12 protein-coding genes and 1 pseudogene are annotated in these 12,994 nt (G+C 32.2%); 12 read left to right on the top strand and 1 reads right to left on the bottom strand.

Translation table 11 applies throughout. The annotated features are described in order from the left end of the window. The 6 genes and pseudogenes from Q0409_RS07375 to mtrA all read left to right on the top strand — a co-directional run. Positions 1–618 (top strand): DUF2099 family protein (locus Q0409_RS07375; RefSeq protein ID WP_298536530.1); only part of this gene is annotated, 618 nt, incomplete at its 5' end. A gap of 190 nt (positions 619–808) precedes the next feature. Beyond that, positions 809–1,444: a 7-cyano-7-deazaguanine synthase QueC gene (queC, locus tag Q0409_RS07370; RefSeq protein ID WP_298536527.1), complete on the top strand. Its 636-nt coding sequence runs from the start codon at positions 809–811 to the stop codon at positions 1,442–1,444. 74 nt (positions 1,445–1,518) lie between these two features. After that, positions 1,519–1,878 carry a 6-carboxytetrahydropterin synthase gene (locus tag Q0409_RS07365; RefSeq protein ID WP_298536524.1) on the top strand — a complete coding sequence of 120 codons (360 nt, stop codon included), beginning with the start codon at positions 1,519–1,521 and terminating at the stop codon, positions 1,876–1,878. 66 nt (positions 1,879–1,944) lie between these two features. After that, positions 1,945–2,553 (top strand): 7-carboxy-7-deazaguanine synthase QueE, encoded by a 609-nt coding sequence (locus Q0409_RS07360; RefSeq protein ID WP_298536522.1) that lies wholly within the window; start codon positions 1,945–1,947, stop codon positions 2,551–2,553. 130 nt (positions 2,554–2,683) lie between these two features. Further along, positions 2,684–3,106 (top strand): universal stress protein, encoded by a 423-nt coding sequence (locus Q0409_RS07355; RefSeq protein ID WP_298536520.1) that lies wholly within the window; start codon positions 2,684–2,686, stop codon positions 3,104–3,106. Between the two features lie 451 nt (positions 3,107–3,557). Next, positions 3,558–4,082 (top strand): annotated as a pseudogene (gene mtrA / locus Q0409_RS07350) (tetrahydromethanopterin S-methyltransferase subunit A); the annotation flags it as partial. A 277-nt stretch (positions 4,083–4,359) separates the two neighbouring features. On the opposite strand, the gene Q0409_RS07345 reads toward mtrA, so the two are convergent. Beyond that, positions 4,360–4,812 (bottom strand): MarR family winged helix-turn-helix transcriptional regulator, encoded by a 453-nt coding sequence (locus Q0409_RS07345; protein WP_298536518.1) that lies wholly within the window; start codon positions 4,810–4,812, stop codon positions 4,360–4,362. A gap of 417 nt (positions 4,813–5,229) precedes the next feature. Between Q0409_RS07345 and Q0409_RS07340 the strand changes: the two genes are divergently transcribed. From Q0409_RS07340 to glmM, 6 genes are all read left to right on the top strand, one after another. Further along, positions 5,230–6,330, top strand: a complete 1,101-nt coding sequence (locus tag Q0409_RS07340) for a cation diffusion facilitator family transporter (RefSeq protein WP_298536516.1) — start codon at positions 5,230–5,232, stop codon at positions 6,328–6,330. 378 nt (positions 6,331–6,708) lie between these two features. Continuing rightward, entirely contained in the window at positions 6,709–7,479 is a 771-nt protein-coding gene (locus tag Q0409_RS07335; protein ID WP_298536511.1) for an SDR family NAD(P)-dependent oxidoreductase, read from the top strand. A 306-nt stretch (positions 7,480–7,785) separates the two neighbouring features. Next, positions 7,786–9,060 carry a phosphomethylpyrimidine synthase gene (gene thiC, locus Q0409_RS07330; RefSeq protein ID WP_298536509.1) on the top strand — a complete coding sequence of 425 codons (1,275 nt, stop codon included), beginning with the start codon at positions 7,786–7,788 and terminating at the stop codon, positions 9,058–9,060. Between the two features lie 81 nt (positions 9,061–9,141). Then, positions 9,142–10,797, top strand: a complete 1,656-nt coding sequence (locus Q0409_RS07325; protein ID WP_298536507.1) for an ATP-dependent DNA ligase — start codon at positions 9,142–9,144, stop codon at positions 10,795–10,797. Positions 10,798–11,063: 266 nt separating this feature from the next. Then, positions 11,064–11,462, top strand: a complete 399-nt coding sequence (locus tag Q0409_RS07320) for an exodeoxyribonuclease VII large subunit (protein ID WP_298536505.1) — start codon at positions 11,064–11,066, stop codon at positions 11,460–11,462. Positions 11,463–11,591: 129 nt separating this feature from the next. Continuing rightward, a complete protein-coding gene (gene glmM / locus Q0409_RS07315) occupies positions 11,592–12,953 on the top strand; it encodes a phosphoglucosamine mutase (protein WP_298536503.1) in 1,362 nt (453 codons plus the stop codon). Positions 12,954–12,994: the final 41 nt, after the last annotated feature.

Raw genomic sequence — 12,994 nt, 5'->3', positions numbered from 1 at the left:
GACTTCTTATCCTTCGGAATCTCTGAAATATTGTCCACATTGCTTGCTGAGGATATAATCGATTGTGCCGTAATGGTATGTGAAGGCTGTGGAACTGTGCTTATCACTGAAAGTGAATTGGCTCAAGGAGTAGGTGGAAGAGTTTCAGGTCTTGTGGAAACAAGCCCAATTCCAGAGCTTATTGAAGAGTTCTCACCTAACCATATTGTTGACGAGGAAACTGCAATTATTGATCAAGTCGAAGGGTTCAAGTTAGCTATTGAAAATGGATATAAGAACATTGCAGTTACAATAGCATTTCCAGAAGACGGAATAATCCTTAGAGAATTGGAAAAGGAATATGATGATGTGAATCTTTATCTCTTTGCAGTACATACTACAGGACTTTCAAGAGAAGAATCAGAACTTATATTTGATGTTAGTGATGCAGTGACTGCATGTGCCAGTAAACACTTAAGGGATATTGCAGATGAGGAAGACATATTCTCTGTAGGCACTTCAATTCCTATTTATGGTGCAAGTGAAAAAGGAGAAGAATTTATTAAATTAAGATTAGATAAGATTGGAGGACCTAAAAAGAAAACAGGAAACTCTAAACATCCTTATCCTTTAATTTAGAAATCTTTTTTGATGATATCCATTATAAATTTTTTTAATTATATTTGATTATCTTTTATTCTTTTTTTTTTTAATCGATTTTTTAATTAATAATTTAATTATTCTTACCATTTTAATAATTAATTTTAAATGTATTGTAAAACAGAAATATAATATTATATATTTATTAATTTTATTTATGGAGATTTAAATGTCAAAAGATGTAGTTTTAATATTATCTGGAGGATTGGACTCTTCCACTTTATTGTATAAATTATTGAATGAAGGGAATAAGGTAACTGCACTCAGTTTCAATTATGGTCAAAAGGCAGCTATTGAAATTGAAAGGGCAGCAGAAATCTGTAAAATGAATGATGTTCCTCATTTCGTATTTGATATACAGAATATTGTGGATTTGCTTTCAAGCAGCTTGACTGATTCTGATAATGACAATGTTGAAGAGCCAAAGAGTACTGTTGTTCCAAGCAGAAATACAATATTGCTTGAACTTGCAACTGCATTTGCAATAAGCAACAATAAGGAAGAAGTCTATTACGGTGCAATCAAGGCAGATATCGGTGATTATCCAGACACCACCCCAGAGTTTTTAGAGAAGATCAATGAGTTAAATAAAGTCAATAACTATGAATACATTCCTGTTTGCGCTCCATTTATTGATACAGACAAGAAAGATGTTGTAAAGCTTGCATTGAAATTGGGAGTGCCAATAGAAAAGACATGGAGTTGTTATGTAAACAATGATGGAACTCCTTGTGGGGAATGCTTCAGTTGCAAATCAAGAATAAAAGCTATTGAAGAGGCTAAAAAGGAATTAGGGATGGATTAATAGAATTATTAAATCAATAAAATAAATAAAATCAATCTGATTAGAAATTTTTATTAGTTACGGAGGTTATATTTATGTTAACATTAGTATCAGAACATAGAATTTACGGTTGTCACAAGTTAAAGAACCAAGGTGGAAAATGCACTCAATGGCATGGACACCAGTATAAGGTCATCTTAACTTTAAAGGCACCATATAAGGATTTGGATTACAGAAACATGATTATGGACACCTATGACATTGAAGCGATTTTCAATGAGTTCATTGGTGTTGACCATTTGAACTTAAATGAATTCATGGATTCAGAAGACCCTACAATGGAAGAAATGAGCAAGTTCTTCTATGATGGATTGAAACCTAAAATCGAATGTTTGGTAAGTGTTGGAGTTTATGAAACTCCCGAGACTGGTGTAACTTACGAACCTATGGAATAGGTTAGATTAAATTGCTAATTAAGATGAAATGGATTCTTTAAAGTATTTTAGAGTTTTTTAAAGTAGGTGATTGAAATTAAGGTTAGTGAAATATTCACATCATTTCAAGGTGAAGGGCCTTACATAGGAACTCCTGCAACCTTTTTAAGGTTATATGGTTGCAATTTGAACTGCCAGTGGTGTGATACTGACATTTCAACATATGAAATGCTGTCTGTTGATGATGTGGCAGAGATTCTATTGACCCAAATGGAGTTTAATAATATAAACTTATTAGTCATAACCGGTGGGGAGCCTACTTTGCAGATGGAAGAGATAAAGCGTTTGATTAAGGAGCTTCCTGAAGACATTAAGATTCAGCTTGAGACAAACGGTTCAATTTTCGAATATCTTCCTGAAATAGAATATGTAATCAGTCCAAAGGAAGATAAGGAAAAGGTCTTTGAAAATTATTATAAGTATGAAAATGTTTTCTTTAAGTTTGTAATCACTTGTGAGGAAGATATAGATGAAGTGATTTCAATAAAAAACAAGTATGGCTATGATAAGACAATATGGCTTCAAGGTGAATTCAGCAAGGATGCTTTAATGGCTGATTTGATTAGGGAAAACTTTCCTCGTTTAGAAAATATCAAATTATCTGTTCAAACTCACAAATATTTAAGTCAAAGATAAACATTCTTATTAACTTTGTTAATATATAATCGAATGAATTGATAATATACTTATATAAGTTAAATCAAATATATTATTACGAAAAATATTTTTAGATTGAAATAGTATTTTTAAAATTAAGTGTGGAATTATGTATAAAAGAATTTTATTACCAACTGATGGATCTGAACACTCTTTACGTGAAGTTGAAAGAGCTAAACATGTATTGGCAGAAGATGGGGAAATTATAATTCTCTCTGTTGCTATTAAAATAAGAAAAACAGCATTCCATAGGACCAAAGATGTTAGGAAAATAAATAAGGAAGCTGTAAATGAAGCTGAAGATAATGTAAAAGCCATGGCAGCTTGCTTTGATGACAGTTTTAATGTCAGGACCATGGTAAAATCAGGTTTCCCATCTGAACAAATCAATAAGGTTGCTGAAGATGAGGATTGTGATTTGATTATCATTGCATCTTCAGGTGTAAGTGGCATTCATAAGTTTGTTCTTGGAAGTGTTGCTGAGAATGTACTTAAAGAATGTGAAAACGATGTTTTATTAATTCATAATTAATTGATAAAGCATTTTCTCTTTCTCTTTCTTTTTTCATTTTTTATTTGCCGAACTAAATTTCATTTAGCTATTTTATTTGCTATTTTTATAATTTTTATAATTTTTATTTCATTTAGCCATTATCATTGTTATTTTAAAAACTTATTATAATTCTTATTAAAGGATTTATTCCTTATTTTTTACTTTATTTTTCTATTGGCTTGTATAAATGATTTATTTTTGTTTTTTAATAAATTATATTAGTTTAAATTAGTTTTTAAAGTCTAATTTACTTTTTATACAGTATAAATGAGATAATATTTAAATACTCCTTTAATAATAAATCTATTTGTAGTTTATTTAGTATGAAATTTAATCCATTGTTTATTGACTTTCATATCTTAGGGTTTAACAGTTTGATAGTTTAAACATTAAAAAAATAGCTTAGATTAAAGTTTAGAGGAGTGATATTATGGTAGATAAAAAACCTACTGCTGATAATTGGCCTGTAGTAAGTGGAGATTATATTGTTGGAGATCCTGAAAGTCCTGTTGCTGTAACCACTTTGGCTTCTCACAATGAAGACATTCCAGCTGCTGCTGGAGCAGCAATTGCCGGACCTTGCAAGACTGAAAACTTAGGTATTGAAAAAGTTGTAGCAAACATCATTTCAAACCCAAACATCAGATTCTTGATTCTTTGTGGGGCGGAAGTGCAAGGACACATTACTGGTCAAAGTTTCAAAGCATTGCATGAAAATGGTTGCGATCCTGAGAAAAAGAAAATCACTGGGGCTACTGGTGCTATTCCTTTCGTAGAAAATATTCCAATGGAAGGTGTAGAAAGGTTCCAAAATCAATTAGAACTTGTTGACATGATTGACAACGAAGATGGTGGAGCAATTACTGCTAAAGTAAAAGAATGTATCGAAAAAGACCCTGGTGCATTAGAAGAAGATGCTTTACTGATCAGTTTAGATGAAGAAAATAGTAAAAAATTAGAAAAAGCGGATATGCCTTCTAAAATTGAAGATGTAGAAGTGGCATAAGTAAATTTTATTATTTTTTATTTTATTATTTTTCAATTATTTTTCAATTATCTTTTCTTTTTTTCTTTTTATAGTTTTTTATAGCTATTCTTTTTTATAGAATATCTTTTTTTAGAATAGTTTTTATTAAAATAGAGTCTTATTTTTATTTTGGAGTTTTTAAAAACAGATTAAAAAAATAAAAATAAAAATAAAATGATTCAAGTATGATGTTTAATGGAATAAATTATTTTTTAATAATATTCAAAGCTTTATCGGAGATTTCTTTTAATTGTTCCTCCATTCTTTCTTTTTCTTCGGAATCATAGTCTTCAAAAGTGATTATATCGAATTCTCCAAATATTTCTATACATCTTTCAAAGGTTTTTTCTCCTTTTTCAGTTAAATGTAAGTTACGGCGAGCATTATTGTCTTCATCAACAGTCTTATAAACCAATTCCTTTCCTTCTAATTTCTTAAATGTTTTTGTGATGTTTGCCTCGGAAACAATTAAACTATGTGCAATTTCCCTTTGGCTAATTCCATCATTGTAATAGATTTTTGATAAGAACATTGCTTCAGCAGGATTGATTTCCAAATCTGCACTTCTTTCTTTAAAGAATTCTCCAAATCCTTTTGTTATATTATACCATGAGTTTAGATAACTGTTTTCTTGATTAAATACTGAATTTTTGCGCATTGTATCCCCTTATGTTTACCTTGTTAATAATAACTCCTTTTTATTATATAAATGTATTGATAAATTTGAATAATGTCTAATTTAAATATCAGTTTTATACTTTAATGTATAATTTTATTCATTTTTATTATTTTTTTAATATGATTTATTCAGTATTAATTATTCTTTTGTTAATTTTTTATATTGCTTTTTTTAATTATTTCTATATTTTTTGGTTTGATTTGTTCATTTATCTATAAATTTTTAATTTTTTTAACTATCATTAACTGGGTTTAGTATTTGAATTCATTACTTAAAACCCCTTTCCTTAGCTTCAAAGTAAAAATATCAATCATGTTAGTTAAATGGCAAATTATATTTATTTTGATGTATATAATTATAATTAAGTATTTTTTTATTATTAATTGGGGTATGTTTATGGAGAGAGATAAGATCATAGTGAGAACCAGTGTCATTGGAATACTGGTTAATTTAATCCTTGTTGCATTTAAGGCAACAATTGGAATCATGGTAAACAGTATTGCAATCACATTGGATGCAGTAAACAATTTAACTGATGCTTTATCATCAATAATTACAATTATTGGAACAAAATTAGCAGGTAAAGCGCCGGAAAAAAAGCATCCTTATGGTTATGGGAGAATAGAGTACTTTTCCTCTGTAATCATTTCCATTATCGTATTGCTTGCAGGAATAACAGCTTTGGAAGAGTCTGTTCCTAAGATATTCAATCCGGTCTTGGCAGATTATACCTTTGTTTCAATCTTTATAATTGCTGTTGCTGTAGTTGTAAAGTTCCTTTTGGGAAGATATGTTAAAGGAAAGGGAAAGGAAATAAATTCCCAATCATTGGTTGCATCTGGAAGTGATGCACTCTTTGATGCAATACTTTCATTGTCTACAGTGGTTGCAGCTATTATCAGCTTAATCTGGAACATTAGTCTAGAGGGCATTTTAGGTACAATCATTGCATTTGTCATTATAAAGGCAGCTATTGAAATGTTATCTGAAGCATTAAGCAGTATGATCGGTACTCGTGTTGACAGCGAAATAACTGATAAGCTTAAGGATAAAATAAGTGAATTTGATGAAGTATTAGGGGTCTATGATTTGACTTTGCACAATTACGGACCAACACAATTGATGGGATCCGTTCATGTTGAGCTTAGGGATGACTTGACTGCAAAGGAGATTCATAAGTTAACCAGAAGTATTCTATATTCTGTTTATGAAGAGTTTGGAATAATTCTTACAGTTGGAATCTATGCATCAAATACTGATAGTGAAGAAACTAGAGAAATCAAGGAAAGTCTTAATGAAATAATTGCAAAATATCCGGAAATATTGCAAATGCATGGATTCTATATGGATGATGACTTAAATTTAATCACTTTCGATTTAATCATTGATTTTGATGCAAATCGTGCTGAAGTAAAAGAGAAAGTCTTGAAAGAAATTCAAGATAAATATCCGAACTATCAATTTGATGCATTATTGGATGCAGATTATAGTGACTAGTTTGAATATTAAAGTTTGATTAATTCATTTCAAACTTTTCTTATTTTTTTTGATGAAAAATCAATTCATCAAATTCTTTTTTTACATTATTTATTCGTATTTATTAGAAATAATCGTTTTTTATTATTTATTGACATATCTATTTTTAAGTTATTGCCTATTTTTATGAGTGTTTGTTTAAACTCAAGTTTAACAAATGAATAAAATTTAAAAAAATCTTAAAAAAATTATACAATATAATAAAAAATTTTAAAAAATATCTAATTTAACCTAGTTAAATTTAGAAAAAAATGAAATGTGTTAAGTTTATAAGTTAAGAAAAACATATTATTAATTACAAAGATAACCTTAAAAAAGGATATCTATGGAGATGAAAAAATGAATGATTTATTTAATTTACAAGGTCAAGTTGCTGTAGTAAGTGGTGCATCTTCCGGTATTGGTGTACAAATGGCAAAAGCATACGCAAGATATGGTGCAGATGTTGTAGTAACTGGAAGAAGACAAGAAAGATTAAACCAAGTAGCAGATGAAATTAAAGAACTTGGTGTGGACTGCATTGGTGTAGTTTGTGATGTAACTGACACTGAAAGTGTAGAAAAATGTGTTGCAGAAATCATGGACCACTTTGGAAGAATTGACATTCTCCACAACAACGCAGGATACGGTGCAACAAAAGAAGCAGAATTATTAACTGATGATGAATGGAACAAAACCGTAGATGTAGACCTCACTGGTACTTTCAAAATGTCCAGAGAAGTAGCTAAAAAAGCAATGATTCCACAAAAATACGGAAGAATCATCAACACTGCATCCATGTTTGGTTTAGTAGGAACCATGGCAACTCCAACTTCCCCATATGCAGCAGCAAAAGGTGGAGTAGTAAACCTCACAAGACAATTAGCAGCAGAATGGGCAAAATACAACATTACTGTAAATGCAATCTGTCCAGGTACTTTCCCAACTGAATTAACCATTGACTTATTAGAAACTGAAGAGTACAAAGCTTACACAAAAACTGTTGTACCTGTTGGAAGATCTGGTGTAGACGGAGAATTAGATTCCACTGTTGTATACTTAGCATCCCCTAAATCCGGTTACGTAACTGGTCAATCAATTGCTGTTGATGGTGGATACACCTGTATATAATTGAAAATTTTATTTTTCAATTATTTTTTCTTTTTTATTTTTTATATTTATTCAACTGTTTTTGAACTATTTTTTTAATTAATCATTACCCTATTTATTAGACTGTTTTTGAACTATTTCTTAATTAATTTAATAAATCTAATTTTGTCATTTATATGTGATTATAACAAATTAATTAAATAATAAATTACATAATTTAATATGTTATGGATTATGTAATAGATTAATGTTATAGATATAATACTATGATGATTATTACAATTATATTTCAAAATTAAAATGATTTAAATTATTAAAGGTGCTTTAATGACACAGATGACTGAAGCTAAGAAAGGAAACATCACCCCTGAAATGAAAGCGGTTGCGGAATTTGAAAGGATAGATGTAGAAAAGATATTAAAGGGAGTAGCTAATGGAACTATTGTAATCCCAAAGAATATTGGAAGAGAAACTAAAGCTTGCGGTATTGGAAAGGGATTAACCACTAAAATCAATGCAAATATAGGTTCATCAAGTAAAATCGAGGATATTGATCTTGAAATGAAAAAGGCAAAGTTGGCGGTTGATTTTGGTGCAGATGCGATTATGGACTTAAGTACAGGTCCTAAATTACTTGAATTCAGAGAAAAGATTATGGATTCTGTAGATGTGCCTATTGGAACTGTTCCGATTTATGAAGCAGGAGTCATCACATTAAATAAAGGCAATGAAATCATCGAAATGGATGAGGATGACATATGGGAATCAATCATCCATCAGGCAAAAGATGGTGTTGACTTCATGACCCTTCACTGTGGAATTAATCAGGATTTAGTTCAAAAGCTGCAGAAAGCTAAAAGAATGATGGGTATTGTAAGCAGAGGAGGAACTTTCCTTGCTTCATGGATTTTACATAATGGAGAGGAAAACCCATTATATGCGAATTACGATTACCTTCTCGAAATCGCTTTGGAATATGACATCACCCTTTCATTAGGTGATGGGCTTCGTCCAGGATGCTTATCAGATGCAACTGACACTTCCCAGATTCAGGAATTGGTTACCTTGGGAACCCTTGTTAAAAGGGCTCAGGAAGCAGGAGTTCAAACTATGGTTGAAGGTCCGGGGCATGTTCCATTAAATCAAATCAGGTCCAATATGGAAATTCAAAAGACATTATGTCATGGAGCTCCATTTTATGTTTTAGGTCCAATCGTTACAGATTTAGCACCTGGTTATGATCATATCACTTCAGCTATTGGAGGAGCTATTGCCGCTTCGAGCGGAGCTGATTTCCTATGCTATGTAACACCTGCAGAACATTTGTCACTGCCTTCCCTCGAGGATGTTAAGGAAGGAGTCATTGCAAGCAAGATTGCTGCCCAAGCTGCAGATGTTGCCTTAGGTTTGGAAACTGCATGGGAAAAGGAAGTGGAAATGGCAACTGCAAGGAAAAACTTTGACTGGGAAGCTCAATTCAATCTTGCTTTTGACAATGTCAAGCCAAGGCATTATAGAAACAAATGTGAACTTGATGATGATGAAATGTGCGCTATGTGTGGAGAGTACTGTGCAGTTAAAATAGCTAAAGGAGATTTTTAGATTAATTTTATCATTAATGATTTTATCACAAATTTTAAAATAAATTAAATCAAATTGTCACTGATTCTTGGGAGTGAAAAGATGAAATATCAAGAACTTGTAAATGTTTACGAGGCATTAGGAGCCACTACAAAAAGATTGGAAAAAACAGATATTTTGGCGGATTTTCTAATAAAAGTTGAGGAAGAGGATTTAGAGAAGATCACATTAATGGCTTTAGGTAGTGTTTTCCCTTCTTGGAGTGAAGAGGAACAGGGAATAGGCGATAAGCTAGTTATGAAAGCTGTTGGAGATGCTGTAGGAGTTTCTGTAGATGCCGTTGAAGATGCCATCCGTGATGAAGGAGACATTGGAGCAGCTGCAGAAAAGCTCTATGCCAAAAAGGCTCAAATGACATTTTTCTCACAGCCATTAACTGTTAAATTTGTTTATAATCAATTGAGAAAATTGGCAACAATATCTGGAAGCAGATCCACTGCCCGTAAAATTTCCAATATTCTTGAACTTTTATCTTCCGCTTCTGGAAAGGAAGCAAAATACATTTGCAGAACCATTTTGGAAGAGCTTAGGATTGGCGTTGGAGAAGGGATCATTCGTGATGCAATATCCCAAGCCTTTGGTGTTGACAAGGCTGTTGCTGAAAGGGCTCATATGTTGACAAATGACTTAGGTCTTGTTGCAAAAGTGGCAAAGCTTGAAGGTGAAGAAGGGCTTAAGAAATTGACATTGATTCCTGGAAGGCCAGTAAAGCCAATGCTTGCACAACTCTCTGAAGGTATTGATATAAGCATTGAAGAAATGGGTTGTGCACTTTGTGAGACTAAATATGATGGGTTCCGTACTCAATTCCATAAGAATGGTGATGAAATCACTTTATTCACTCGCCGTTTGGAAAATGTCACACATGCTTTCCCGGATGCAGTGGATTTCATCAGAAGAGGTTTCCCAGATGAGGACTTTATTGCTGAAGGGGAAATTGTAGGATTCAGAGACAACAAGCCTCTTCCATTCCAAACAGTGTTGCAAAGGGTCAGAAGGAAATATGATATCCATGATGCAATGAAAAATGTTCCTATAAAAATATTCCTCTACGATTTGCTCTACTTCAATGAGCCTGTAGTTGATGAACCTATCATCAAACGTAGGGAGATTTTGGAAAATGCTGTGGATACCTCAATTGATGAATTGAACCTCAGTGATATTGTAAAAGTTGGTCCTGAAAACATAGATGATGCTGTAGAGTTATTCAATAAATCCATAGCTGGTGGACATGAGGGAATCATGATTAAAAACTGTGCTGAACCGTATATCCCTGGAATTCGTGGAAAGAAAATGTTAAAGTTCAAGGCAGAACCTGAAACATTGGATGCAGTTATTGTTGGAGGAACAAAGGGAATAGGTAAAAGGGGAGAGTTTATAGGATCCTATGAGATTGCTCTTCGTGATGAATACGGGGATTTGCAAACCATCACCAAGATTGGAAGTGGATTTTCAGATGATGATTTGGCAAATCTAACAAAACAAATGCAAGAAATCATAATCTCAGAGAAAGGAACTCACATTACTGTTCAGCCAAAGATTGTTTTAGAAATAAAATACAGTGAGATTGTAAAAAGTCCAGAATATCCTGCAGGATACTCTTTACGTTTCCCTATTGTAAAAGGCATAAGAACAGATAAGGGTGTAGAGGACATTGATACAATCGAAAGATTAGAATCAATGTATGAGGGTCAATAATCTTAATTTTTATTTTTTTAATTCTTTTTAATTCTTCCTTTTCTTTTTTTTTATTTTTTCATACTTTTTTAGCTATTTTTTCTTTCTTATTTTTTCCATTCGCCACCATAATTTTTCATTGAATTTTATCATTGATATCATTTTAAATAATTATGGTGAGTTTAAAACAATATTATATTCATAATATAACTTATTTTTTAATTTTAAGCAATATTTATATGTTATTTTAAAAATAAATCATTTTAAGAATATTATTTGGTGATTTTATGGAATTAAATGACAAGATAATTTTTAAGGTTGCATTGATTACATCATTAGTTGGAATTATTGGAATGCTTGTTTTTGCATCTTACATTGAACCTAAGGAAATTCAAATAAAGGACATTACAAGAAACAATATTGGAGAAACTGTAGCAGTCACAGGAGTGATTGAATCGATTAAGGAATCTTCAAGCGGAAGCTCTTGCTTTATGGAGTTGAATGATGGTACTGGAAAGATAAACCTAATCATTTTTGAATCGACATTAGTTGAGCTTAAGGATGCTGGAAATGATTTAGAGAGTTTTAAGAATCATAAAGTGAAGGTAATTGGAAGCATAACGGAGTACAAGTCTTCAATGGAACTGATTTTATCCAATTCAAATTCGATTAAATTGCTTTCTTAAGCATTTTTTAATAAAATATTTAAACTTTATAAACAAAAATATATTTAGATTTAAAATAATTTAAAATATTAAAAATAATTTAAAATATTAAATATTTAATCATTTATTAAATTTTATAAAGGTCATAAAATGGTAGAAAAAAGATTATTTGGTACATTTGGTGTAAGAAGAACTGCAAATGATGTTTTGACTCCGGAATTTGCATCACGTCTTGCAGCAAGTTATGGATCAATTGTTCAAGGTACTGTAGCTATTGGAGGGGATACAAGAACAAGCACTCCAATGCTTAAATACGCAATTACTGCTGGATTGCTTTCATCTGGCTGTGATGTTGTGGATTTGGGAATTCTTCCGACACCAGCTATTCAATATGCTGTAAGAAATTATTACGATGGAGGAATCATTGTAACCGCTTCACACAATCCTCCAAAATACAATGGCCTTAAATTCGTAGACGAGTTTGGTATAGGAACTCCAGATGACATGGAAATTGAGGTTGAAAAGTTATACTTCGACTCAGAGCCTAATAGGGCTTCTTGGGATAAGATTGGAGAATGCTTTACCAATGACACTATAATTAAGGAGTATATTGCAGAGACAATAAAAAGAGTTGATGCTGAAGCAATCAGAAACAGAAAACTTAAGGTTGTAGTTGATTGCGGTTCAGGAGCAGGTTCCTATACAGCACCTTATATCCTTAAGGAATTAGGCTGTGAGGTAACAACCATCAACTGTCAAGCGGATGGATTTTTCCCAGGAAGAGACCCAGAGCCAATTGAACCGAATCTTCAGGACTTGATTGCAACTGTTAAGAATTTAGGTGCCGACATTGGTCTTGCTCATGATGGTGATGCAGATAGGACCATCTGCATTGATGAGAAAGGAAACTTCATTTTAGGAGATAAGACCTTTGCCCTTGTTGAAAAGCATATGCTAAAGGAAAATGGCGGAGGAATTATCGTTACTACTGTAGCTACTTCCCAAGCAATTTATGATATTGCAGAGGAATTTGGTGGTGAAGTGATAGCTACCGCTGTTGGAGATTTGCTTGTTGCAAGAAAACTTAAGGATACTGATGGATTATTCGGTGGAGAGGAAAATGGCGGACTCATTTTCCCAGACTTCATCTATGGAAGAGATGCAGCTATGACTGTAGCAAAGATTCTTGAAATACTCGTTAAGGAAGACAAGCCATTGTCTGAGCTTGTAGCAGAGCTTCCAGTTTATTATCAGGAAAAATTGAAAGTCGAATGTGCTGATGATCTAAAGCAGGAAGTCATGGCAAAGATTGCAGACGAGATCAAGGAAACAACTGATTTCGAGCTTGATACAACAGATGGAGTTAAAATCCTAAAGGATGATGGTTGGGTAATTATCAGGCCTTCAGGTACTGAACCGATCTTCAGATGCTTTGCTGAATCTGATTCCCAGGAAAAAGCTGATGAAATGGCTAGCTGGGGAATCAGTTTGGTGGAAAAATACAAAAATTAATTAAAAATTCATTTTAAACTATTAGGGACTAATTTTAATTA

Source organism: uncultured Methanobrevibacter sp. (assembly GCF_937898925.1).
GTDB lineage: Archaea > Methanobacteriota > Methanobacteria > Methanobacteriales > Methanobacteriaceae > Methanobrevibacter.
The sequence above is the reverse complement of the archived record's forward strand: the minus strand, read 5'-3'. Positions and strand labels throughout refer to the sequence as shown.